Origin of the sequence: Lactococcus sp. FSL W8-0209, assembly GCF_038006585.1 — a bacterium.
GTDB lineage: Bacteria > Bacillota > Bacilli > Lactobacillales > Streptococcaceae > Lactococcus > Lactococcus lactis.
The window spans coordinates 2,231,786-2,254,862 of the sequence record NZ_JBBOVN010000001.1; the positions used below are offsets into that span (position 1 = coordinate 2,231,786).

Consider the following 23,077-nt stretch of genomic DNA (forward strand, 5'->3'; position numbering starts at 1 on the left):
CAATTATAGCCCTTCGTGATTTTTTTGCAATAGTCTCGCATTTTAATTCTGTGATGGTCTAATTTAAAATTTTTAATCTTATAATAAAACTTGCCTATGGCAAGTCTCATTTTGTATTTTATTTATTTATAATTCGAGCAATGATTTTATCATAGATTACTCTCATTTCTTTTTCTGAGGATTTTTCGGAAAATTTTTCTAGGGGAATCCAGGCTAATCCCTCTGTTTCAGCTGTATTCTTTTGAAGTGAATCACTTTCATTTGCTTCAAATAAAAAAGTAACATTAAGATGAATATGAGCACTGACATAACCATATTTTCTGTGATGATGTCCAAAAACAGGTAAGGCTTCAATTGAAATTGGCTTTTCTGAAAGTTTTTTGAAAGATCGCAGTCCCGTTTCTTCTTGAACCTCTTTTACCGCTACAGCTAATAAGTCAGCATTGCCATCAGCATGACCGCCTACCCAACCCCAACTTTGATAAATCTTATGATAAATTCCTAAAATTTTATCATGACTTTCATTCAAAACAAATGCACTTGCTGTAAAATGTGCAATAGAAGACCGATTCAAATTTTTTTCATCAGCTGCAAAATCTTGAAAAACTTTATAATCTGTTTTTTCTTGCTGACCTTCTGGTACAAAATTCTCTAATAATTTTTCTATTTGATTTTTCATTTTTCACCTCACAAAATTATTACAATGATACTCATTAAAATTAAAGAAATAAACATGGATAAACTTATTGTCAATCCAGCTAAGGCCTTATCATTTCCAAGTTCTATAGCCTGAATCATATGTAAAAAGGACATTGGGCAAAAGAAGATTAATAAAAGAATTTCTTTTATTATGGCTGGAAATGGAAGGAAAAAATAAACTAAACTAGCTAAAATAAAAGCTAGCAAATAGCGCCAAGTCAATATTTTTAAGACAAGTTTTAATTTTCCCTTTGGCAGACGAAATTCCATAAAAAGCCCGATCGTAAAGATAGATAAAAGAGTATTAGCATTTGCTAAAGGGCGAATTGGAATTAGCCATTCATCCGGAAAAGATAGGCCAAAAATTGCTAAAATAAACATAAAAATATAAACAACAAAGGGTGGATTACGAAATAAGACGCCAAATATTTCTTGTAAGATAAAGCCGTGTTTTTTTCTGCCACTTGAAAGTTCAACAATTGCTTGAGTAGTCCCTGTCACCATTAATGAATTTCCCATGTCAAACATGGCAAGAAATGGAATTGCTGCTGGAAAAAAACTAGAAACAAAAGGAATTGAAAAATTTCCGATATTATAACCTGACAAATCAAACATATAAAGTCCACGTTCTTCAACAGTAGCTTTTCGCCCAATAAATTTTCCTAGAAAAACTAAAAGAAGATTGGAAAAAAGTCCCATAAACATCAAAATAAAAAAAATATTAGAGAGTTTTGTATGATTGACTCCAATTAAAATTGTTGCTGGCAAGGTCAGATAAACAACCATTTTTGAAGTTATTGCTCCGTCTTTTTGATGAAGAATTCTAATTTTCTTTAGTAGGAGAGCTAAAAATAAAACAAGTATGATACTCAAGGCGTTGAGAAGAATTGTGGTCATTATTTTACTTTCTGTCAGTCGTTTTTTATTCTGTCAGTAATTTTGTAACTCCTAAGTTTACTGACAGCCTATCTCAATTAATTCTAGCATTTTTTTTAAGCAAAAACTCCCGTAAAAATACGAGAGTCTTTTTTGATTATTTAATTTCAATGGTATATTCACAAGAAAATTTTCCTTCTGGTGCCAATTGATTGATTCCAAATTTGTTGGTAATATCTCCATCAGTATTTTCATCATCTGCAATTCCACACCAAGGTTCGATACAAACAAAGGGTGCTTCATTTGGATAAGGTGACCATAAACCAAAATAAGGCATATTTTTCCATGTTAGGCTGACTTCGTGGTCATCTAATTTATTGATCAATGAAACTTTCATCTCCTTTGATGAAGTATAAACTAAAGCATCTTTATCAAAAAGTGTTCTTGTTAATGGAAGTTGACTGACTTGACTTTCAACTCTTTCATCTAGTTTCAAAGTTCCTGACGGTGGATCAAGTGGAATAAATGTCCGCTTTTCATCTGGTGAAATTGTTAATTGGTAATCTTCAAAAGTTCCATTTTTTAAAGGAACATTGAAAGCTGGGTGAGCCCCAACGCCAAAAGACATGAATTTTTCATCTTCATTTTTCACTTCATAACGAACTCTAATTTTATTGTCTACTAGTTTATAAGAAACACGGAAAACAAAATGAAAGGGATAGTGATTTAAGCTATCTTCATTGTCGCGAAGTTCAAAAACAAGTTCATCAGCTGATTTCTTAATTAATTCAAAGTCATTATCACGTGCAAAACCGTGTCCGCCCATTTTATAAGTTTTGTCATTATAGCGATATTCCCCATTTTTCAATTTCCCCACGATTGGAAAGAGAACTGGAGCATGACGTCCCCAAAATTTTGCATCTGCTTGCCACAAGTATTCAATATCATCATGTTGAATAGAATGCATTTCTGCTCCAAAAGTATCCACAACAACATTTAAGTGGTCATTTTTTAAAGTGTAATTCATAAAAAACTCCTTATATTTTTTTAACTTCCTCTATTTTACCATTTTTACTGACAAAAATTTCTGTCAGTAAAAAAACGTACGCCACACTTCAGAATGTTGACAAAGTACTTTCCACAAAAAATCAAAAAGTTAAATTATGACTCAAATGACTGTGGAAATAGACAAAAGAGGAGCCTTTTGGGCTCCTCTTTTAACAATGGAACACTTCGTCCCACTCGACTGCGAGAGTGGAGAGCCTAGCATGAAGTGCGAAGATGTTACACACCAAATTATTCAAATTTAGGTGTAAAACAGCTTTTTTATTCACTCGAACCGTCGGTTTAATCTTTTCTCGGTTTATAAAAATTACGATTAGATAAAGCCCAAACCCGTTGACTAAATTGACCTGGGTCAAGCGTTTGAGTCGCCGTAGTCATCATCATCATATTGGCATCCATAACATCAATTTGATGAATCATTTCTGCTTCCATAATTTGCGGACGAACAGGGCTACCATATTCCAACTCACCATGATGACTCAACAAACAATGACGAAGCATTAATAAATCTTCATTATCATCATCAAAGCCAAGTTCAATGGCGGCTTTACTCACTTCTTCATCAATCAAAACAATGTGCCCAAGCAAATTTCCGCGCAAAGTATAAGAAGTATTTTCCGCACCTGTAAACTCTAAACATTTTGCCATATCATGCAGTAAAACACCGGCAAACATCAAATTTTCGTTGAGTTGTGGATAAACTTCGCAAACTTTTTCTGCTAATTGAAGCATGGTGGTTGTATGGAAAGCAAGACCTCCTTCAAAAGCATGGTGATTAGTTTTTGCAGCAGGAAATTCATAAAATTCTTTATCAAATTTTTTCAAAATCGTCCGTACAATTCGATTTAAAGTCGCATTTTCAATACGGAAGACGATTGATTGAACATATTCACGTAGATCTTTTTCTTGAACAGGAGAACTTTCTCGGTAATCATGAGGTTGATTAGGTTCACTATCTGTCGCCAAACGTAATTGTATTTTATTGACTTGAGGCATTCCATTATAAAGTTCTTTGAGAGCCTTCATATGCACGACACGTCCAGCTCTAAATTGTTCAACCGCCTTAGGATTTGCATCCCAAATATTTCCGTTGATTGTTCCTGTTCTGTCTTGAAAACTTAAAGCTAAAAAGTCTTTTCCTGCACGAGTTTGACGTAATTCAACTGATTTAATCAGATAAAACCCTTCAAAAAATTCGCCAATTTCTAAGTTTTTAATGAGCACCATGTTTTCTCCTTTAAGATGTGAGAACGAGCATTCAGAAGTGATGAAAATTGTGGTTCTGAATACAATCCAGTCTCTATTTCACGCGCTTCTACGAGCCCGAACTCAGTTAAATAAATTTACAGGGGCGCTTCATTTCACCAAAGAAATAAATGTTTTTCTTTCTTACGTCCCACTTTTATATGTTAATTTTTTATCGCTTTTAAGAGCGACTACTTCTTTAGATATCGAACTTAAACTAGAAAGAGAGGTTTATTCATTATCTATCCCTAGAAGTTCACTACTTTTACTATTATCAATTTCATTAATATTCCGTAATTTACGATTCATCACATTTGTTCTTGTGGTGATTAGATTGCTAATCTCTTTTTCAGATTGTTGCAGACGTTCTTGAACTTTTTTCAGTGAACCTTCAAACTTACCAAATTCTGTTTTGACAGCACCTAGTAGCTCATAAACTTCAGCTGATTTTTGTTCGATTTGCAAAGTTTTAAAGCCCATTTGCAAACTGTTCAAGACGGCTGTCATTGTCGTTGGACCAGTCACATTAACCTTGTAATCACGACTGATTTGTTCATAAAGTTCAGGGTTATTGACCACTTCCATAAACAGCCCTTCAGTTGGTAAAAACATGATGGCAAAATCTGTTGTTTTTGGTGGAACAATATATTTTTCACTGATTGATTTGGCTTGAGCTTTGACGGCATTAAACAATGCTTTTCTTGTCTTCTCAATTTCCAGACTGTCATTTGATTCTAAAGCCATTTGCAAGCGTTGATAATCTTCCATCGGGAATTTTGAGTCAATTGGTAATAAAAGCTCTGAATCATCAGATTTCCCAGGTAAAATCAAAGCATAATCAACTGCATTTCCCCCTTGGATATTGACTTGTTCACGGTATTGACTACTTGTAAACATTTGCTCTAAAATTCGGCCTAACTGAATTTCACCAACAATCCCACGTGTTTTAACACCGGTCATTACCTTTTGTAAGCTGTCCACATCGCTGGCAAGATTTCTCATTTCGCCCAAGCCCTCTTCCACATTTTTCAAATGTAAAGTTACCTGTTCAAAGGATTGCGAAATTCTGCGATTTAATGTTTCTTGCAATTTTTCATCGACCGTTTCTTGAATCTGACTCAATCTTTTATCATTTGAATCTTGTAATTCTTTAAATTTATGGTCAAATTTGGCGGTAATTGACTCTGTCAGTTCTGACAGTTTACTAACCGTTCTATCAGTAGATTCTACCAAACTTACAGAAATTTTTTCTAATTTTTGCTCATTTGAGTTTTGTAAATCTTTAAACTGCCAATCAAACTTACTATTGATATTTTCTGTCAGTGCCGAAAAATCATTATTGACCGAACGTAAACTACTAGAAAGTTCCTGTCTATTTTGCGCAAGTTGCTGGTTAATATCTGAGCGCATTTCCGATAAATTTTGATTAAGATAATTTAACTGATGACTCGTATTTCCTTTGTCAGTTTTTTTGAAAAAATTGGCAAGGGACAGTAAAATCAAAAGTATAAGTAATATAATAATTATGACTTCCATCTTGATTTTTTATTTTCCTACATTTCTAAAAAATTTAAATCAATTCCTAAAGTTTACTGACAGAAAAGCTGTCAGTAACTTTTTGAAAATTTTATAAATTTACACGAAGTTTTTCGATATTTTTCTCAACTTCACCATTAAAAATAAATGACCCTGCAACAAAAACATTGGCTCCGGCAGCTTTAGCAACTTTAATTGTTTGGTCATCAATTCCACCATCAACTTCAATTTCAAAATCAAGCTTTTTATCAGTCCGAATTTGAGCGAGTTCCCGCACCTTATCCATCATTTCAGGAATAAATTTTTGGCCCCCAAAACCAGGATTCACTGTCATTACTAAGACCATATCTACAAGTGGTAAAACAGTTTTAATTGCCTCTACAGGAGTTCCAGGATTAATAACTACCGAAGCTTTCATGCCGGCATTCTTAATTTTTTGAAGTGCTCCGTGAATATGATGAGTTGCTTCAACATGAATACTCATGCTATCAGCTCCTGCCTTTGCAAAATCCTCCACATATTTTTCAGGATTTTCAACCATCATGTGAACATCGAAAAATAAATGAGTTTGTGCGCGAAGTGCCGAAACAACGCCAGCTCCAAAGGTTAAATTATCCACAAAATGTCCGTCCATTACGTCAATATGTACAAGGTCAGCTCCAGCAGATTCTAAACGTTTCACATCTCTTGCAAAATTTCCAAAGTCTGCTGACAAAATTGATGGAGCAATTTTATTTTTCATTTCTATCCTCTCTCTAAATAACTTGAATTAGTAATTTATCTTTTGAAACTAAAAACACTTATTCACCACTATTTTCTGATGAATCATCATGAAGTTCTTCTTTAATAATTGTTTTCCAAGATTCACCCTCACGTTTGTGCTCTACAACGGTTGCCGCACGAACTCCAAGCATAATTGCTAAGCCTAAAGCAATGACAGTCAAGAAATTCATCACAAAGGCCAGACTTCCACTTTTGAAGACAAACATTTCTAAAATTTGGCAAATAAGCGCAAAAATAACCGCTAAAAAGGCTTCTGTTTTCAATCTTTTTTTCATTTTTCTTTGTCCTGTGAACTCTCTAAATCTTTTTTATCCTCTTTGGGCTGATTAGTTAATCCAAAAAAGACACGGTTTAACCAAAAAATAACAAAGAAAGTTGCAATAACCAAGAGGATAAATACAATAATCATCATTGTTTTTGACAAATCATTTTTAAAATAAATCGCTAAAATCCATGCTAAAACAAGGGCAAAAAAACCAGCTTGTTTTAACCAAATATTATCTTTAGCCCTGTTTTTTTCGTTTTTTCTCATAAGTTTCCCTCGTGTGATTAATTTCATCTAAAATCTGTAAATAATTATCATAGCGGCTCTCTAAAATTTCATGATTTTCTAGTGCCAGCTTGACTGCACAGCTGGGTTCATGCGTATGTGTACATTCGCGAAACTTGCAATCATGACTGATTCTTAAAATTTCAGGAAAAGCAGCATTTAAATCCGGCTGATTCGTCACTTCATAGTCTAGACTAGAAAATCCCGGTGTGTCAGCAATTAAGCCACCAGCCAATTCAAAAAATTCAACATGACGTGTCGTATGACGCCCACGTCCCAGTTTTTCTGAAGTTTCTCCCGTTGCCAGTTGCATTTCTGGTGCAATTTTATTTAGCAAAGTAGTCTTACCAGCGCCAGTTTGACCCATAAAGACAGTTACTTTTCCCGCTAAATTACTGACCAAATGCTCAGCATCAAAAAAAACATCATAACCAATTTGTTCATAATCACTTTTTATCTGTTCATAATCTGTCAGCTGATTAAAAGTTTTTTTATTCTTATCTGAGCCTTCCTGCATCTCTGTCAGTAAATCCAACTTAGAAATGTAAATCATCGGGTGAATATTTTTATGCTCTAAAAAAACCAAAAATCGATCTAATAAATTCAAACTAAAATTTGGGCTCACTGTTGACATAATAATCACAGCTTGATCAATATTAGCAATAGATGGTCGAATTAAAGAATTTTTTCGCTCACCAATTTTTAAAATATAACCTTCTGAATTTTCCTCAGTAGAAAATTCAACAAAATCTCCCACAACAGGTTTCATTCCTTTTTTTCTGAAATTACCACGCGCACGCGTCTGATAAACTTCACCTTCTGATTCTACATCATAAAAGCCTGCCAAAGATTTGACAATACGTCCATTTTTTATCATGTTCTCATTATACCAAAAAAAGGCTTAACTGTAAGCCTTTCATTATTTTTTAATGTTTATTAACTCAAAACAGTGATTTGAATATTTTTCCGTCCCCAAGCGATTGCTTGGTCATTAGTTGGAAAATGGACATCAATGATATTCCCAATAATTGCTCCCCCAGTATCACCAGCAATTGCAATTCCATATCCTGGAACTTCAACAAGAGAATTCAAAGGAATAACACTTGGGTCAACCGCAATGCAAATTGGATTTTTACTTAAATCAATTCCCGTTGCTGTAATCCCATTCAAAGCATAAGCCGTTGCTTCTACATTTAAAGTACGACCACCAGAAGTTGTTGTAGATGAGCCATTGTTAGCACTATCCGTTCCTTTATCGCTTGAAGCCTGTGAACTTTGAGAACTTGATGAGCTTGAGTTTTGAGTACTTGACGAACTTGATGAAATCTTAGCCTTCTCTTGCTCCGCTTTAGCTTTAACCTCAGCTACCGATTTAGCCAATGCTTCATCGCGAGCTTTTTGTTCTGCTGCTGCTTTTTCTTGCATTTCACTCAAAAGTTGTTTATTAGAACTAATTTTATCCTTAAGCGATGAAATACTACTTTGCAAGCTGTCTACTTGTCCTTGATAGTCATTTTGGTTTTTCACAAGAGATTCTTGCGTTTCTTCCAATTTAACTTTCATTGTTTTAAGTGAAGCTTCTTTTTCTATCAAAGATTTAGCTTGGTCAGCCTCGGCTGTCAAAACTACGTTCAGATTAGTCAAACGTGTAATCATCTCTGAGAGATTTTTTGATGACGCAACGACATCAATATATGAGAACGTAGCCCCACCATTTGATTGTACTGCCCGCATTTGTTTTGCGACAGAAGCCTTGAGTTGAACAATATCATTTTCAGTTTCAGCAATTTTGCTTTCATATTCTGTGATTTTGCTCTTTGACTGCTTAACTTTTTCTTGAGCTTCTTGCGCTTGACTATAAATCTTATTTGCCTGCGCTAATTTGCTATCGAGTTCTGTTTGGAAGTTTGTAAGTTCTTGGTTGACTTCCGTTTGAGAGCTCTCAGCATTTACCTTTGTTACTCCTAAGAGATTAGATGGTAGTACTGACAAAATCAACAGCAAAGCTCCCACAAGTATTCCAACTTGTTTTATTTTTTTAGGAATTAAATTCTTCATACTTTGTCTATTCTAACATATCCCCTCAGGATTTTAATTGCAATATCTTTACCAAGATTAACATAATTTTAAAATAAATACAAAACAACACTTCCGCAAGAGTCTTTTAATTTACTGAAAGCAAATTTTCATTCACTTCTTTATTATTTATTTACAAAAAAATCTCTATCAGTAAAATACCAATAGAGATTTTACTGACAGTTTTTTTGTCAGTAATTTTTCAAATTAACGGATTTCTATATCCAATTTTTCCACAAGATTTTTTGTAATTTTATTGACCGCAGCCGTAATTTCATCATCTGTCATTGTATTTTCAACAGGTTGGAAAGTGAGACTGTAAGCCATTGATTTCTTACCAGCCGGCAAGTTTTTGCCTTGATAAATATCAAATAACTCAACTTGGCTAAGTGTTTTGACACGACTTGATTTAATGACAGAAACAATTTGTGCATGTGTCACTTCAGCATCAATCAAAAGTGCGATATCACGGTGAACCGCTTGAACTTTCGGAATGTCAGTAAAGATAGTTTGAGCTGGTAATTCTTCAAGCATCACTTGCATATCAAGACCTGCAACATAAGTTTCTGCAATGTCGTATTTTTTAGCTGTCGCCGGATGAATTTGTCCTACAAAACCAGCCACACGACCATTAATTTTAATGACAGCAGTCCGTCCTGGGTGCATCGCTGCTTGATTATTGCTTGGAATAAATTCTACTTCTTTGTATGCTTCGAGAAGGTTTTCCACAATTCCCTTAGCATAGTAGAAATCAACAGGAACAGCTTGTCCATTATATGATTTATCCACAACATTTCCAGAAATAGCAAAAGCAAGGTTTGGTACTTCTATCGGACGAATATCATCTGGATTTGGTAAGAAAATATTGCCAATTTCATAAATTGCCACATCAGCATTTTTACGATTCTGATTGTAATTTACAATATCCAAAAGTCCTGGAATCATGTTTGCACGAAGTGTTTGACGATCTTCGGTCATTGGCATCATAAGCGTTGTTGTTTCAAGCTGACCCACAAATTCAGTTGCTTTTTCTGGAGTTACAAGCGAATAACCAATAACTTCATTAAGCCCTGAACTTTCGAGACCTGTTCGCACCGTACGACGGAATTTTTGCATTTGAGTCAATTCACCAGCATTTTGTGAGGAAGGCAAAGTACTTGGCAAATTATCATAGCCATAAATACGAGCTACTTCTTCAACTAAATCAGCTTCAATATGAATATCCCAACGACGTGATGGAATTTCACAAGTAAATTTTTCACCCTCAACTTCAACCCCAAAGCCAAGTTGAACAAAAATTTTTTCCACAGTCTCAAGAGATAAATCTGTTCCCAAAGCACTATTAACACGACTCAAAGTAATTGATACTTTTGGCAAAATAGGTTGATAATCATTTGATTCAACAACACCTGAAAGAACTTTTCCACCAGCCAATTCAACTATCATTGCTGCTGCAAAATCAAGTGCCTCACGAACCGTTCCTTCATTAATTCCTTTTTCAAAACGACTTGATGCTTCCGAACGCAAAGCAAATTTTTGAGAAGTTTTACGAATTGAAGTCCCATCAAATAGAGCCGCTTCAAGGGCAACACTTGTTGTTTCGTCAGTAATTTCACTATCAGCGCCACCCATAACACCACCAAGCGCTACAGGAAGTCCATTTGCGGTAACCACAATATCAGAATCATCTAATTCACGTTCAACATGGTCTAAGGTTGTCATTTTTTCACCAGCCTTAGCTTGACGAACCAAAATTTCATCAGAACCAAATTTAGCAAAATCAAAACTATGCAAAGGTTGACCAAAAGCCATCAAAACATAATTCGTCACATCCACTACATTGTTGATTGGTTTCACACCAGCATTCATCAAACGGTTTTGCAACCATTGTGGTGATTTAGCAATCTTAACCCCTTCAATCAAACGAATTTTATATGTTGGTACCTTATCTGTTTCAACTTTTACTGCAATTTTACTTGCTGCTGATTCAGAAGCTTCTACTAAATCTTTCTTTTCTAATTGAACGGGTAAACCATAAATAGCGCCAACTTCCCAAGCTGCCCCATGCATTGACAAAGCATCCGCACGGTTTGGTGTAATTGATAATTCAATGATTTCATCATCCATATCAAGATAAGAGAAAATACTATCACCAACTTTAGCATCCGCTGGCATTTCAAAAATACCATCCTCATGCTTCATTGGATTAATTTTTTCATCAATCCCAATTTCATCAAGAGCACAGAGCATCCCGAGAGATTCAACTCCTCGAATTTTACCTTTTTTGATTTTATAATTATCAGCAATTCGAGCACCCACAAGTGCCACAATTACTTTCATACCCACACGAACATTTGGCGCACCACAAACAATTTGCAATGATTCTTCAGCTCCAACATTCACTTGTGTGATGTGTAAGTGTGTGTCAGGAATATCTTCACTTGATAAAATTTCTCCCACAACAAGTTTTGACAAACCTTCCATTGGACTTGTCACGCCTTCAACCTCAATCCCAGACGTAGACATCTTTTGTTCTAATTCAGCCGATGTCGCTCTAAGATTAGGCACCAACTCTTTTAACCATTTATATGATACTTGCATTTTATTTCACTTTCTATTCACAGTTTTTTGACTTTTTTTATTTTCCAAATTGCTCTAAGAATCGTACGTCCCCTTGATAGAATCCACGAATATCGTTAATTCCATAACGGAGCATCGCAATACGTTCTTGACCAAGCCCGAAAGCAAAACCAGAATAAACTGAAGAATCTAAACCAGACATTTCAAGCACATTGGGATGGACCATACCTGCACCAAGAATTTCAATCCAGCCGGTATGTTTGCAGACGTTACAGCCTTTTCCGCCACATTTGAAACAAGAAATATCAACCTCAACAGAAGGTTCAGTAAATGGGAAATAACTTGGACGCCAGCGTAATTCACGGTCTTGACCAAACATTTTTTTCATGACAAGGTCAAGCGTTCCTTTAAGGTCTGCCATTGTGATATTTTTATCTACAACCAAACCTTCAATTTGATGAAATTGGTGGCTGTGAGTGGCATCATCTGTATCACGACGATAAACACGACCAGGAGCAATCATGCGTAAACCACCTTTAGAGAAATCATGAGCATCCATTGTCCGAGCTTGCATAGGTGAAGTATGCGTACGAAGTAAAACTTCATTAGTGATATAGAAAGTATCTTGCATATCACGAGCTGGATGATCTTTTGGAAGATTCATTCGCTCAAAATTATAATGGTCTGTTTCCACTTCATAGCCATCAACAATTTCATAACCCATTCCAAGGAAAATTTCTTCAATTTCCTCTTGCGTTTGAGTTAAGATATGGCGACTTCCTTTTTTCTGAGCTTTTCCTGGCAAAGTCACATCCAAAGTTTCTGATTCTAAAGCGGCATTCATTACTGCTTGTTCAATTTCCACTTTTTTAGCTTCAAATTTTGCCCCAAACTCATCACGAAAAGCATTGGCAAGTGCGCCAATAACTGGACGTTCTTCATTAGTTAGGTCTTTCATCCCTTTCAGAATTTCAGTCAATTCACCCTTTTTACCGAGCATCATAGTTCTTAAATTATTCAGTGTTTTTTCATCAGCAACAGAGAGTAAGTCAGACAAAGTCCGCTTGCGAAGGTCTTCAATTTTTTCTTGTAAGTTCATTTTTATCCTTTCAACTTATGAAAAATATATATTTGTTATTAAAAAGAGATTTGAGCCAAATTTAATAGAAAATAAAAATACCACAACTCTCATCTCCAAAGGAGCGAAAGCCGCGGTACCATCCTATTTTATCACTTAATTTAATTATTTAATTCACACAAAAGCCTACATTTTAGACTATCACTCTAAATGATAGATTAAAAATAGCTTTCTTTAGTAAGGTGAACTTCAATTGCAATTCCATATTGTGGCTTTCAGTCGGTGACCACAATTCCCTCAAATTTCATAGACAATCTACTCTTCTTACATCTATGCTTAATTTTATCACTTTCATAAGATTTGTCAACTTTAAGAAAGTGTATTTTTTTATCTTGACAAAATAAAAAACGTATTTTATAATAAATATATATTTAAAACATGTTTATAAAACACGTTTAGAAAGAAGAAATTTAATGAAAACATTTAAAAGCTTAGAAGATTTTGTCGGAACACACTTTATCTATACCTATGATAATGGTTGGGAATATGAACTCTACGTCAAAAACGATCATACCATTGATTACCGTATCCATGGCGGAATGGTCGCTGGCCGCTGGGTCAAAGATCAAGAAGTTTCATTAGTGATGTTAACCGAAGGAATTTATAAAATTACATGGACAGAACCTACTGGTACTGATGTTGCCTTAGATTTTCTTCCAAATGAAGGAAAATTACATGGCATGATTTTCTTCCCGAAATGGGTAGAGGAACATCCAGAAATCACTGTCTGCTTCCAAAATGATTTTATTGACTTAATGCATGAATCTCGCGAAAAATATGAAACTTATCCTAAATATTTAGTTCCAGAATTTGCAAAAATCACTTATGCTGCTGAAGCAGGCAAAGATAATGACGAAGTCGTCGCACAAGCTCCTTACAAAGAAATGACAAATGATATTCGTAACGGAAAATACTTTGACCAAAATTATAAAATGATTAAGCATTAATTTTTATGTCAAAAATAATGAAGAAGAGACAAATAATATTTAATTTGTCTCTTCTTTATTTGAGAAATCAATAGAATACCAGCTTATCAACATTAAATAATTATCAATTTAGATTTCCTTAAATTTCGTTATATATAATAGAATAGATAGTTTTTTAAAAATGAAATTTAAATTCTACATCAAAAATTTACAATTTACTATTTTTTGTGTATCATGGAAATAAAGGAGAAAAAATATGAGCCATAGAGATAAATTATCTTATATTATACTTGGACTTTTAAAGACCGAACCATTAAGTGGTTATGACCTTAAGAAAAAGTTTGAAAGTGAAGTCGGTGAATTTTGGCAAGCCAACACAGGGCAAATTTATCCTTCACTTAGAGTATTATTAAACGATCAAGCCGTTACTTTTGATGTACACATTGTAGGTGAAAAGTTAGAGAAAAAAACCTATCAAATTACTCCAAAAGGAATCGAACTATTTAACGAGTGGTTAAAACACCCTGTTGACCGCTATCCAATTCAAAAAGATGAATTCATGCTCCGCCTTTATTTTCTCGATGACAAAAATGAAGAAAATCTCCAAAAACTAATTGAAGAAGAAAGTATTGTCCACCAGAAAAAACTGGAATATCTGATTAAACGTCAAAAAGACCTCTTTGGTGAAGATGAAAAAAATAAAAAAAGTGGCCACTATTTGGTTTTAGATTTTGCTATTCAAAGAGAAACTTTTAAAAAAGAATGGTTAGATTCTTTACTTAAAGATTTAAAATAAGAAAAACACTAATATTTTATGAATATTAGTGTTTTTTTATCCTTCAAAAATAATTATTTTATAAACCTTTTTATTTTTAGTTAAGGAAAAAAATTGTTAAAATAAAGTTAGCGCTTACAGAACAAGATTCCGGAATCTTTAAAATCACTATTGTTTAGGAGATATTTATGATTTCAGTGAAAAAACGTAGAGAAATTAAGGCTTTTTTGGTAACAGCATCTATAGGAATTGTTGTATTAGGAGGGCAACAAGTCTTAGCAGATGCAGCTAGTGAAATGGTCAATCCAAAAGATAAAGTGCTTGTAGGTTATTGGCACAATTGGAAATCAACAGGAAAAGATGGTTATAAAGGAGGAAGTTCTGCTGACTTCAATCTTTCAAGTACACAAGAAGGCTACAATGTAATTAATGTTTCCTTTATGAAAACACCTGAAGGACAAACCCTTCCCACTTTCAAGCCTTATAACAAAACTGATACTGAATTCAGAGCCGAAATTTCAAAATTAAATGCCGAAGGTAAGAGCGTCTTAATCGCTTTAGGAGGAGCTGACGCTCATATTGAATTAAAGAAAAGTCAGGAAAGTGATTTTGTTAATGAAATCATTCGTCTTGTAGATACTTACGGCTTTGATGGATTAGATATTGATTTAGAACAGGCTGCAATTGAAGCAGCAGATAATCAAACTGTTATCCCATCTGCTTTAAAAAAAGTTAAAGACCATTATCGAAAAGATGGTAAAAACTTTATGATTACGATGGCTCCAGAATTTCCTTACTTAACAAGTTCAGGTAAATATGCACCATATATCAACAATTTAGATTCGTACTATGATTTCATCAATCCTCAATACTATAATCAAGGAGGAGATGGTTTCTGGGATAGTGATTTAAATATGTGGATTTCTCAATCAAATGACGAAAAAAAAGAAGATTTTCTCTATGGTTTAACTCAACGTCTCGTAACAGGAACAGATGGGTTTATTAAAATCCCAGCCAGTAAATTCGTTATTGGTCTACCATCTAATAATGACGCTGCTGCAACAGGTTATGTGAAAGACCCCAATGCCGTAAAAAATGCATTGAATCGCTTAAAAGCTTCTGGTAACGAAATAAAAGGTTTAATGACTTGGTCAGTAAATTGGGATGCTGGAACCAATTCAAATGGTGAAAAATATAATAATATTTTTGTAAATACATACACCCCAATGCTCTTTAACAATCAACCGATTGAAGATACTGAAAAACCCACCTTGCCCACAATTTCGATTAGCAATGTGACTGCTTCTACTGCCACAATTCAAGGAAAATCTACAGACAATGTCCGCATTGATCACTATGAAATTAAGATTGGTACTCAATCTTTTAAAAGTACATCCGGCTTACAAGATGTGACTGGATTATCCAAAAAAACTGAATACAACGTTGAAGTTGTAGCAGTTGACCCTTCAGGTAATCGTTCTGATACGGCCAGAGCTACATTTATGACACTGGACACATCAGCGGAAAATAATACTTGGCAAAAGGATAAAGTTTATGTTCAAGGTGATCGTGTTACTTTTAATGGAGTAAATTATGAAGCAAAATGGTGAAATACTGGCCAACAACCTGACCAATCAGGAGAATTTGGCCCATGGAAAAAGCTATAAATAGGAGAGGAATAAATTTATGAAAAAACTACTTACTGGTTTATTAGTTGCTGCAGGTCTACTCAGTGTCTCCCTTTTAATTAAAACAGATACTGTATCAGCTCATGGTTATGTTCAATCACCACCAGCCAGAGGCTATCAAGGACAATTGGATTATCAAAGTTTAGGTTGGACCGCCGCTTTTAATATTTATGGAAATGTTATTAGTAACCCACAATCTTTAGAAGCACCTAAAGGCTTCCCAGAATCTGGTCCCGCTGATGGTCGGATCGCTTCTGCAAATGGAGGCTTAGGGCAAATAGGCGACTTTGTTCTAGATAATCAAACTAGTTCCCACTGGAAAAAAACCTCTATTAGTACAGGTTCTAACATCTTCACTTGGAAATACACTGCATCTCATAAAACAACGAAGTGGCACTACTATATGACCAAAACAGGTTGGGACCAAAATGCACCTTTAAAACGTTCAGAATTAGAACTTATAGGGACAATCAATCACGATGGTTCTCCTGCAACAAATAATCTCTCTCACACGATTAACATTCCAACTGATCGATCTGGTTATCACATTGTTTTGGCTGTCTGGGATGTAGCTGATACTTCTAATGCTTTTTATAATGTAATTGATGTCAACGTCAATAATAAAAACTCTAGTTCACAAGTCTTCGGACCCTTCTTGTAAACAAAAAAAGTCAGAGCATGCTCTGGCTTTTTTATTTGGACTTTATACGCCCCAAACTGATTCTAAAACATTAGTTTGTTCACGACCAGGACCTACTGAGAAAGTCGAGATACGTACGCCAACTAGTTCACTAACACGACGAACATAGTTACGAGCAGCTTCTGGTAACTCTTCTAAAGTCCGGCATGAAGTAATATCTTCAGACCATCCTGGCAATTCTTCATAGATTGGTTTGCAATCTGCTAATTCTTTAAGTGATGCTGGATAATGAGTAATTTGTTCACCATTACTACGTTCGTAAGCAACACAAATTTTTACTGTTTCAAGTCCTGAAAGAACGTCAATTGAATTCAAACTAAGATTAGTCAAGCCAGAAACACGTTTTGCATGACGCATTACGACTGAGTCAAACCAACCAACACGACGTGGACGTCCTGTTGTTGTTCCATATTCATGTCCTACTTCACGAATTTGATGTCCAACTTCATCAAAAAGTTCTGTTGGGAATGGACCATCACCCACACGTGAAGTATAGGCTTTACAAACACCAACAACTTTTGAAATTTTTGATGGACCCACACCAGAGCCAATCGTTACCCCACCAGCTACTGGGTTTGATGAAGTTACAAATGGATATGTTCCTTGGTCAATATCAAGCATTACCCCTTGCGCACCTTCAAAAAGGACACGTTTTCCTGCATCAAGGGCATCATTCAAGATAACTGAAGTATCTGTCACATATTTTTTAAGTTGTTGACCGTATTCATAGTATTCTTCAAAAATTTCTTCAAATTCGATTGGTTCTGAATCATACATTTTTACAAATTCACGGTTTTTAGCTTCAAGGTTTGTACGTAAACGTTCCTCAAAGATTTCTTTGTCAAGTAAGTCTGCAACACGAATTCCGACACGAGCTGCTTTATCCATATAGGCTGGCCCAATCCCTTTAATGGTTGTCCCAATCTTCTTATCGCCTTTGGCTTCTTCTTGAAGGAAGTCTAATTTTTTATGGTAAGGCAAGATAACATGTGCACGGTCTGAAATACGTAAGCTCTCTGCAGAAACTCCATTTTCAGCGAGATAAGCGATTTCTTCAATCAGTGATTTTGGGTTAACAACGACACCATTCCCAATAACGGAAATCTTTTCAGGGAAGAAAATTCCTGATGGAATGAGGTGAAGTTTGAACTTTTTGCCGTCGATGACGATGGTATGACCTGCATTGTCTCCCCCTTGATAACGGGCAATAACTTCTGCATTTGAGCTTAGGAAATCTGTAATTTTACCTTTTCCTTCGTCTCCCCATTGCGTTCCGACAACTACTACTGATGGCATAATATTCTCCTTTTGGATAGTTTTGACTATCCACTTTTCTTAAAATATTTTGCACGCTCCAAGTTCGCTTGGCTGGCATTTCTAAAAAACTTCTTCAACTTTTGAACTAATTTATCAAAAGTAAAAGATAAATCATTTCTTGAAAGCTCCTATCGCACTATTTTTTATTTTATCAAAAAACATCAAGATTTACTTAAAAAATCCTGATGCTTTTGATTAAATCTAAATTATCGTTCGGAAATACGGAACTTTTTTAATCTTTAAATTATGTTTTACAAAAAACTGAGAATTTTGGAGACTGTTCCACTTTCTAGTAAAACCATTATTCCAAGTATTATATAAACAAAAGCAAGAATCCAACGACTGTTTTTTTCTAAAACGTCATGAAGGTGAGGAATTTTTGCAATTGTTTTTCCAAGAAGCCCTAAAATTAATATGTTTAAGGCAAAAATTATTATAGATAATAGCAAATTATTTGCTGACAGTGTCATAAAAAATGGAGTAAACAAAGCAATGTTATCCGCTCCACAACTCGCAAAAGAAATGATAATAACAGTTCCAAGCAAGCTTTTATTTTTCCTTTTTTGTAGCAATTCATCTAATTCTTCATCGTCATCATCATCCCCAAAGAATAAATATTTTATTCCTAGTCCTAAAGGAATCAGGCCCAGTAAGCCTAAAATCCACTCTTCTGGAACAAGTTTTAGGATGACCGCAAAAAATAAACTGACTACTACAAGTGCAAAAGAACCAATTATTTGTCCCAAAGTAATAGATAAATGACTTTTTTTATCAAAACGAACATATAATATTGCTAGTAATATAAGTAAATCTAGGGCTGTTGCCCAGTAGATAACCGTTGAATTTATTATAACTGAAAACATATTAACCATTTTCTAACCTCTCAAAGCTATTGAGGATGAGCTTTTTCATTATTCTACTAAATAAAAAGCTATAAGCAACGGATTTAAGATTGACAACTTTAAATGCTTTGAACAATTTCCATGGATATTTATTATTTTTGTTACAACTTGTAAGTTTCGATTCTTTAAATTTTAGAAAACGAATAAAAGACAGGACAATATTCTTCAGTTAAGAGCTAGCAAAATATCCATTATACAATTATTATCACTTATCTGACATTTGAGTTATTAATTTAGTGAAAGAAGCGAGATATTTTTTTCTTCAACTACTTTTAATTGACCATTTTCCAATTTTACAATACAGCTATGTTGATAATTTGATTCATCACCAAATATAACGGTAGCTTTCTGTCCATCAGCTAAGATGATGATGTCGCCTTTTTTCATGTTCTAAATTCTTTCTATTTTATAAAAATGGATTTTATCCAGTTGGATGATAGATTACATTTATCTTGAGATTATAGTTTGTACCCTAATACAAATTTTAATATTTTAGCAAAATAAGCTATATTTTTTCGGATTATTAGTGCTAATTGTCTTAGAAAACTTTATTTTCTCAATCATTTATCGGAAATGCATCCATAGATTTTAGAGAACGAGCAACTGGGACAATTCTTTTACTTTTTTGTTGACTTTTAAAACCTAGAGTAATTTCAGAATTATCGTTAGGTAGCTTCTTAGCAATTTTAGAAACTATTTTTTGCAGGACTATAATTTTACTTTGTGCATAAGAATCCCCCATTTGTGAATCTATATTTATATTAAATAGCCTTTTTGAATCTCTTTCTTTTTTTGGATAAACTTCAATCATATCTCCTTTAGAAATATCTGCATTTGTCACATTATGAACGACTTTATAACTCCATTCATAATTATCAAAAGTAAGCTTCGAATCCCCTTTAACAGCAAGTTCTGATTTTAAATCTGAAATTACTGAATCGTACTTGCTATTTTTATTCTTTGAGCATGACGATAGTGTTAATATTACAAGAAAAGTAGGACCCCATAAGATAATTTTTTTCATAACTACTCCTAGTTGTTAAACTCTTATTCCATATAAATTTGTTTTTTTATTTTGTGATTGAAAAATTATGAATCATGAGGATATGTCCAATTTTTAGTGGTTGAATTATAATATGTTCTTGCTTCATTTATTATATTATCAAAAGTAGGAAGTCCTAATCCTCCATTTTCATAATGAGCCTCAGTATAAGCTCTTAAATGTTCAGGGAGTATTTCTTTTACTTTGTTTTCAATCGCTTCTGTACACTGCTTATAATCGCTATCATATGTTTCTTGAAACTGACTGTCACTATAACTTATTTTTGGTTCAGCATACATGGTAATGATATCTCGCAACATTTGTCTATGCCAATCCTCTTTCTCAAGTTCAATAGATTTATATCCTTCTTCAAGTTTTTCCTGATCTTCTTGTGATAAGTTTGATGAATCCTTGTAATTAATTGAAGAGCCAGTATCTGTAGACTCCCTTTCTTTTTTGGAAGATTGAGAAGTGCTACTAGCAAAACTTGCTTGTGAACTCTTTGGACTGGGATAGAAAAAGATCGTTAATAAAATTCCTATCGCAAATATTAAAAGACTCACAATAACAGTTCCTAAAACAAGCACTGTTTTTTTATTAGAGTTTGGAACACTAGACTCCTCGCGTACCAATCCTAGTGAAAGAGCCTTTTCATAGTCTTCTTCATTAGGCTCACGCCCATTTACATTTTTAAAGGATTTCTCCCACTCCTTTTTTCTAATCATTTTCTACTCCAAATTTTCATAATTTATATAAAATCATTCTCTTTTAAAGAACATTTTTATGTAGCTTAACAATATAGGTCCCCAAAATTTCTAATTTTTTTCCTCAGGATGGATATTTTGTTTTACAGTATATGAGTCCAATTCAATTTTTATTACTCCAACTCGCTCTAACATTTTTTCTGGCATGGGGTCGTATTCTTTTCCTTTTGCTGCATGCTCCATTAAAAGCTCCAATGCCGCCCTCTTTTCGTCCAAATTTTCTATCATTTCTGCTTTTCCAAAACCAATCAAACTTTGATAAGCGTAAGAATAAGTTGAAGCATTTTTATTTCCTTCGATTAGCTTATGATGACTATCCATTTCGATAGCAACTAAAGGATTTTTTTCTAGCATTGATACTTTCTTTCCTTCTTTTGCTCCGTGAATATACAATGTTAGTTGATCATTATTATCCCAAGAATAGCCGAAATTTACTGGTACTACATAGGGGTAAATTTCTCCATTTATGGCCAGACGAACTACTTGTATTTCTTCAACCAGTTTTTTAATTAGCTCAATATCTGTGACCTGTCTTTTAGCTCTTCTCATATCCATTTTTATTATCCTTTACTTCTGTATTTGTTCAATTAATTTATATTAAGTTTTTACATATGATTATTTTAAAATACCATTCTCAGGGCTTACTAATCCAACGAATCCATTCGGGCAAAGCTTCTTTTTTAGGCTTGTAACCTTTCTTAAACATCGTATAAAAATATTCTTTATTAAGACGTTCAAATCTATCTAAAAATGATTCATCTACATTTTCATTTTTACGAACTGCATTGATAAAAGCAGTTAAAATAATTGCTATGACTAGTCCTATATAAATTAATATAAAAAAAGCAATAAATATTAATATTGGTCCAAGTGGTACAGTTCGCATAATTCACATTCTTTCTTTTAATAATTGGTTTCAGGATACATAAATTTACAAATACAAATAATTTTTATAGTTTATTATCAGAATATCAGTTAAATTTAATGGCCCAAGTTCCATTTTACAATCTCACTAACTAAGCGTTTGAGTTCATTGGTTTCAACATCATAAGGGACTTTTATGGTCCCTTTACTGCATTCGTATTGTTCTTTAAGAGACGCACTATTATTTTCAATGAAGTTTGGTTTGGGATATATTCCTAAGTGCTTTTTTTGAGGACTTGCATAAATAAGGACATTCTTATCCTTAAACCATGCAGGCATTCCATAGGAAATCCGTTCTTGTACTTCAGGAAAGACCAATTTTACAGTTTCTCTGACAATGTTCATTAACTCATCATTTTTAAAATAATCTTCAAATTCCATAGCAGGCCTCTCTCATCTTCATTATCATTTTTTTGTTGTTTTTAGTAATAATATGTTCAAAAAATTTATTTACTGCTATTAGTTTATCAAAATCCTTTATTCTTAACAAACACTTTTAAGCTTTCTCAAACATCAAAGGAAAATCTGAGGTTTTTTCTTGCTTTTATATCATTTATTGATTGACAATTTTTGTGCTCTATTGAGGTCAGTTGGGGTCTTGTGGTACAATAGACTCATGGATAAAATTATCAAATCAATCTCAAAAAATGGGCATTTCAGAGCTTTTGCTTTGGATTCAACCCTAACTGTGAAAGAAGCACAGGAACGCCATCAAACATGGCCAACTTCGACGGTTGCCTTAGGTCGTACATTGATTGCTGGACAAATTTTAGGAGCTAATGAAAAAGGTGATACTAAAATTACAGTTAAAGTTCTGGGTGATGGGGCAATGGGTCCAATCATCGCAGTCGCTGACAGCCGCGGCCATGTCAAAGGTTATGTCAAAAATCGTGAACTCGACTATAAAAAAGCTTCAACTGGTGAAGTATTAGTTGCTCCTTTTGTTGGTAATGGCTTTTTAGTTGTGGTCAAAGACATGGGACTTAAACAACCTTATAGTGGTCAAGTTGATTTAATTACTGGTGAAATTGGCGAAGACTTAGCTTGGTATTTTTTAAGTTCAGAACAAACTCCTTCTTCTGTTGGTGTGAATGTTTTGCTTAATGAAGACTCAGATACAGTCAAAATTGCTGGTGGATTTATGTTGCAAGCTTTGCCAGATGCTACTGACGAAGAAATTACCGAAATTGAACATAATATCAAAAGTATGCCTTCAATTGCAACAATGCTGACCAGTGAAGAACCATTAAAAACGATGTTAGACAATATTTATGGCGATATGGAATACAAAAATCTTGGTGAATTTCCTTTGGAATTCAAATGTGATTGTAGTAAGGAACGTTTCCTTGAAGGCATTAAATCTTTAGGAAGAGAACCAATTGAGGAAATGATATCCGAGGATCACGGTGCTGAAATTATTTGTCAATTCTGTGAAAACAAATATGAGTATTCTGAAGATGAATTAAAAGCACTCCTTAAGTAAAATAACTA

25 protein-coding genes are annotated in these 23,077 nt (G+C 34.1%); 5 read left to right on the plus strand and 20 right to left on the minus strand.

From position 1 onward, the window contains the following. Positions 1-118: 118 nt before the first annotated feature. The 12 genes from MKX45_RS11045 to pheS all read right to left on the minus strand — a co-directional run bounded on the left by MKX45_RS11045 (position 119) and on the right by pheS (position 12,509). Positions 119-679 carry an NUDIX hydrolase gene (locus MKX45_RS11045; protein WP_057720416.1) on the minus strand — a complete coding sequence of 187 codons (561 nt, stop codon included), beginning with the start codon at positions 677-679 and terminating at the stop codon, positions 119-121. Between the two features lie 8 nt (positions 680-687). Continuing rightward, positions 688-1,596, minus strand: coding sequence for an AEC family transporter (locus MKX45_RS11050; protein ID WP_015427063.1), 909 nt, complete (start codon positions 1,594-1,596; stop codon positions 688-690). Between the two features lie 136 nt (positions 1,597-1,732). Further along, positions 1,733-2,602 (minus strand): aldose 1-epimerase family protein, encoded by an 870-nt coding sequence (locus tag MKX45_RS11055; RefSeq protein ID WP_128267819.1) that lies wholly within the window; start codon positions 2,600-2,602, stop codon positions 1,733-1,735. A gap of 320 nt (positions 2,603-2,922) precedes the next feature. Further along, positions 2,923-3,867, minus strand: a complete 945-nt coding sequence (locus tag MKX45_RS11060; protein ID WP_004254890.1) for a 3'-5' exoribonuclease YhaM family protein — start codon at positions 3,865-3,867, stop codon at positions 2,923-2,925. 249 nt (positions 3,868-4,116) lie between these two features. Further along, positions 4,117-5,421: a DNA recombination protein RmuC gene (rmuC, locus tag MKX45_RS11065; protein ID WP_015427065.1), complete on the minus strand. Its 1,305-nt coding sequence runs from the start codon at positions 5,419-5,421 to the stop codon at positions 4,117-4,119. A gap of 91 nt (positions 5,422-5,512) precedes the next feature. Further along, positions 5,513-6,163, minus strand: a complete 651-nt coding sequence (gene rpe / locus MKX45_RS11070; protein WP_004254883.1) for a ribulose-phosphate 3-epimerase — start codon at positions 6,161-6,163, stop codon at positions 5,513-5,515. A gap of 58 nt (positions 6,164-6,221) precedes the next feature. Beyond that, positions 6,222-6,479 carry a hypothetical protein gene (locus tag MKX45_RS11075; protein ID WP_004254880.1) on the minus strand — a complete coding sequence of 86 codons (258 nt, stop codon included), beginning with the start codon at positions 6,477-6,479 and terminating at the stop codon, positions 6,222-6,224. Continuing rightward, entirely contained in the window at positions 6,476-6,736 is a 261-nt protein-coding gene (locus MKX45_RS11080) for a hypothetical protein (RefSeq protein WP_012898465.1), read from the minus strand. Before MKX45_RS11080 ends, MKX45_RS11075 begins: the two co-directional genes overlap by 4 nt. Further along, positions 6,708-7,631: a ribosome small subunit-dependent GTPase A gene (rsgA, locus tag MKX45_RS11085; RefSeq protein WP_004254873.1), complete on the minus strand. Its 924-nt coding sequence runs from the start codon at positions 7,629-7,631 to the stop codon at positions 6,708-6,710. The genes MKX45_RS11080 and rsgA overlap by 29 nt, the downstream gene beginning before the upstream one ends. 59 nt (positions 7,632-7,690) lie before the next feature. Next, on the minus strand, positions 7,691-8,812 hold the full coding sequence (locus MKX45_RS11090; RefSeq protein WP_057720414.1) for a 3D domain-containing protein: 1,122 nt from the start codon (positions 8,810-8,812) through the stop codon (positions 7,691-7,693). 225 nt (positions 8,813-9,037) lie between these two features. Beyond that, positions 9,038-11,431 carry a phenylalanine--tRNA ligase subunit beta gene (gene pheT / locus MKX45_RS11095; RefSeq protein WP_128267818.1) on the minus strand — a complete coding sequence of 798 codons (2,394 nt, stop codon included), beginning with the start codon at positions 11,429-11,431 and terminating at the stop codon, positions 9,038-9,040. Positions 11,432-11,468: 37 nt separating this feature from the next. After that, entirely contained in the window at positions 11,469-12,509 is a 1,041-nt protein-coding gene (gene pheS, locus MKX45_RS11100) for a phenylalanine--tRNA ligase subunit alpha (protein WP_057720412.1), read from the minus strand. 452 nt (positions 12,510-12,961) lie between these two features. On the opposite strand from pheS, the gene MKX45_RS11105 reads away from it, so the two are divergent. From MKX45_RS11105 to MKX45_RS11120, 4 genes are all read left to right on the plus strand, one after another. Next, positions 12,962-13,495, plus strand: coding sequence for a phenolic acid decarboxylase (locus tag MKX45_RS11105; protein WP_029344419.1), 534 nt, complete (start codon positions 12,962-12,964; stop codon positions 13,493-13,495). Positions 13,496-13,730: 235 nt separating this feature from the next. Continuing rightward, positions 13,731-14,270 (plus strand): PadR family transcriptional regulator, encoded by a 540-nt coding sequence (locus MKX45_RS11110; RefSeq protein ID WP_004254847.1) that lies wholly within the window; start codon positions 13,731-13,733, stop codon positions 14,268-14,270. A gap of 167 nt (positions 14,271-14,437) precedes the next feature. Continuing rightward, on the plus strand, positions 14,438-15,859 hold the full coding sequence (locus tag MKX45_RS11115; RefSeq protein ID WP_340817207.1) for a glycosyl hydrolase family 18 protein: 1,422 nt from the start codon (positions 14,438-14,440) through the stop codon (positions 15,857-15,859). Positions 15,860-15,935: 76 nt separating this feature from the next. After that, the gene (locus MKX45_RS11120; protein WP_340817208.1) at positions 15,936-16,598 is read left to right on the plus strand and encodes a lytic polysaccharide monooxygenase auxiliary activity family 9 protein; all 663 of its coding nucleotides are present in this window, start codon (positions 15,936-15,938) and stop codon (positions 16,596-16,598) included. A gap of 42 nt (positions 16,599-16,640) precedes the next feature. Here MKX45_RS11120 and MKX45_RS11125 read toward each other — a convergent pair whose 3' ends face one another. The 8 genes from MKX45_RS11125 to MKX45_RS11160 all read right to left on the minus strand — a co-directional run bounded on the left by MKX45_RS11125 (position 16,641) and on the right by MKX45_RS11160 (position 21,967). After that, positions 16,641-17,933 carry an adenylosuccinate synthase gene (locus tag MKX45_RS11125; RefSeq protein WP_015427073.1) on the minus strand — a complete coding sequence of 431 codons (1,293 nt, stop codon included), beginning with the start codon at positions 17,931-17,933 and terminating at the stop codon, positions 16,641-16,643. A 272-nt stretch (positions 17,934-18,205) separates the two neighbouring features. Further along, positions 18,206-18,826 carry a cadmium resistance transporter gene (locus MKX45_RS11130; RefSeq protein WP_057720409.1) on the minus strand — a complete coding sequence of 207 codons (621 nt, stop codon included), beginning with the start codon at positions 18,824-18,826 and terminating at the stop codon, positions 18,206-18,208. A 258-nt stretch (positions 18,827-19,084) separates the two neighbouring features. Next, entirely contained in the window at positions 19,085-19,243 is a 159-nt protein-coding gene (locus MKX45_RS11135) for a hypothetical protein (RefSeq protein WP_004254823.1), read from the minus strand. A gap of 169 nt (positions 19,244-19,412) precedes the next feature. Continuing rightward, positions 19,413-19,880 carry a hypothetical protein gene (locus MKX45_RS11140; protein ID WP_340817210.1) on the minus strand — a complete coding sequence of 156 codons (468 nt, stop codon included), beginning with the start codon at positions 19,878-19,880 and terminating at the stop codon, positions 19,413-19,415. 65 nt (positions 19,881-19,945) lie between these two features. Next, positions 19,946-20,623, minus strand: coding sequence for a hypothetical protein (locus tag MKX45_RS11145; protein ID WP_057720408.1), 678 nt, complete (start codon positions 20,621-20,623; stop codon positions 19,946-19,948). A 90-nt stretch (positions 20,624-20,713) separates the two neighbouring features. Beyond that, positions 20,714-21,211, minus strand: a complete 498-nt coding sequence (locus MKX45_RS11150) for a pyridoxamine 5'-phosphate oxidase family protein (RefSeq protein WP_340817211.1) — start codon at positions 21,209-21,211, stop codon at positions 20,714-20,716. A gap of 85 nt (positions 21,212-21,296) precedes the next feature. Then, entirely contained in the window at positions 21,297-21,548 is a 252-nt protein-coding gene (locus tag MKX45_RS11155) for a hypothetical protein (protein ID WP_057720407.1), read from the minus strand. A gap of 95 nt (positions 21,549-21,643) precedes the next feature. Further along, positions 21,644-21,967 (minus strand): iron chaperone, encoded by a 324-nt coding sequence (locus MKX45_RS11160; RefSeq protein WP_057720406.1) that lies wholly within the window; start codon positions 21,965-21,967, stop codon positions 21,644-21,646. Positions 21,968-22,202: 235 nt separating this feature from the next. Between MKX45_RS11160 and hslO the strand changes: the two genes are divergently transcribed. Then, entirely contained in the window at positions 22,203-23,069 is an 867-nt protein-coding gene (hslO, locus tag MKX45_RS11165; RefSeq protein ID WP_015427080.1) for an Hsp33 family molecular chaperone HslO, read from the plus strand. Positions 23,070-23,077: the final 8 nt, after the last annotated feature.

What these genes read in the sequence shown, in the direction of transcription:
- rpe (WP_004254883.1), bottom strand. Translation starts at nt 6,163, where the DNA reads ATGAAAAATAAAATTGCTCCATCAATTTTGTCAGCAGACTTTGGAAAT.
- MKX45_RS11115 (WP_340817207.1), top strand. Translation starts at nt 14,438, where the DNA reads ATGATTTCAGTGAAAAAACGTAGAGAAATTAAGGCTTTTTTGGTAACA.
- rmuC (WP_015427065.1), bottom strand. Translation starts at nt 5,421, where the DNA reads ATGGAAGTCATAATTATTATATTACTTATACTTTTGATTTTACTGTCC.
- MKX45_RS11105 (WP_029344419.1), top strand. Translation starts at nt 12,962, where the DNA reads ATGAAAACATTTAAAAGCTTAGAAGATTTTGTCGGAACACACTTTATC.
- MKX45_RS11075 (WP_004254880.1), bottom strand. Translation starts at nt 6,479, where the DNA reads ATGAAAAAAAGATTGAAAACAGAAGCCTTTTTAGCGGTTATTTTTGCG.
- MKX45_RS11110 (WP_004254847.1), top strand. Translation starts at nt 13,731, where the DNA reads ATGAGCCATAGAGATAAATTATCTTATATTATACTTGGACTTTTAAAG.
- MKX45_RS11140 (WP_340817210.1), bottom strand. Translation starts at nt 19,880, where the DNA reads ATGAAAAAAATTATCTTATGGGGTCCTACTTTTCTTGTAATATTAACA.
- hslO (WP_015427080.1), top strand. Translation starts at nt 22,203, where the DNA reads ATGGATAAAATTATCAAATCAATCTCAAAAAATGGGCATTTCAGAGCT.
- rsgA (WP_004254873.1), bottom strand. Translation starts at nt 7,631, where the DNA reads ATGATAAAAAATGGACGTATTGTCAAATCTTTGGCAGGCTTTTATGAT.
- MKX45_RS11135 (WP_004254823.1), bottom strand. Translation starts at nt 19,243, where the DNA reads ATGAAAAAAGGCGACATCATCATCTTAGCTGATGGACAGAAAGCTACC.
- MKX45_RS11155 (WP_057720407.1), bottom strand. Translation starts at nt 21,548, where the DNA reads ATGCGAACTGTACCACTTGGACCAATATTAATATTTATTGCTTTTTTT.
- MKX45_RS11050 (WP_015427063.1), bottom strand. Translation starts at nt 1,596, where the DNA reads ATGACCACAATTCTTCTCAACGCCTTGAGTATCATACTTGTTTTATTT.
- MKX45_RS11080 (WP_012898465.1), bottom strand. Translation starts at nt 6,736, where the DNA reads ATGAGAAAAAACGAAAAAAACAGGGCTAAAGATAATATTTGGTTAAAA.
- pheS (WP_057720412.1), bottom strand. Translation starts at nt 12,509, where the DNA reads ATGAACTTACAAGAAAAAATTGAAGACCTTCGCAAGCGGACTTTGTCT.
- MKX45_RS11130 (WP_057720409.1), bottom strand. Translation starts at nt 18,826, where the DNA reads ATGGTTAATATGTTTTCAGTTATAATAAATTCAACGGTTATCTACTGG.
- MKX45_RS11145 (WP_057720408.1), bottom strand. Translation starts at nt 20,623, where the DNA reads ATGATTAGAAAAAAGGAGTGGGAGAAATCCTTTAAAAATGTAAATGGG.
- MKX45_RS11055 (WP_128267819.1), bottom strand. Translation starts at nt 2,602, where the DNA reads ATGAATTACACTTTAAAAAATGACCACTTAAATGTTGTTGTGGATACT.
- MKX45_RS11090 (WP_057720414.1), bottom strand. Translation starts at nt 8,812, where the DNA reads ATGAAGAATTTAATTCCTAAAAAAATAAAACAAGTTGGAATACTTGTG.
- MKX45_RS11160 (WP_057720406.1), bottom strand. Translation starts at nt 21,967, where the DNA reads ATGGAATTTGAAGATTATTTTAAAAATGATGAGTTAATGAACATTGTC.
- MKX45_RS11125 (WP_015427073.1), bottom strand. Translation starts at nt 17,933, where the DNA reads ATGCCATCAGTAGTAGTTGTCGGAACGCAATGGGGAGACGAAGGAAAA.
- MKX45_RS11150 (WP_340817211.1), bottom strand. Translation starts at nt 21,211, where the DNA reads ATGAGAAGAGCTAAAAGACAGGTCACAGATATTGAGCTAATTAAAAAA.
- MKX45_RS11045 (WP_057720416.1), bottom strand. Translation starts at nt 679, where the DNA reads ATGAAAAATCAAATAGAAAAATTATTAGAGAATTTTGTACCAGAAGGT.
- MKX45_RS11060 (WP_004254890.1), bottom strand. Translation starts at nt 3,867, where the DNA reads ATGGTGCTCATTAAAAACTTAGAAATTGGCGAATTTTTTGAAGGGTTT.
- MKX45_RS11120 (WP_340817208.1), top strand. Translation starts at nt 15,936, where the DNA reads ATGAAAAAACTACTTACTGGTTTATTAGTTGCTGCAGGTCTACTCAGT.
- pheT (WP_128267818.1), bottom strand. Translation starts at nt 11,431, where the DNA reads ATGCAAGTATCATATAAATGGTTAAAAGAGTTGGTGCCTAATCTTAGA.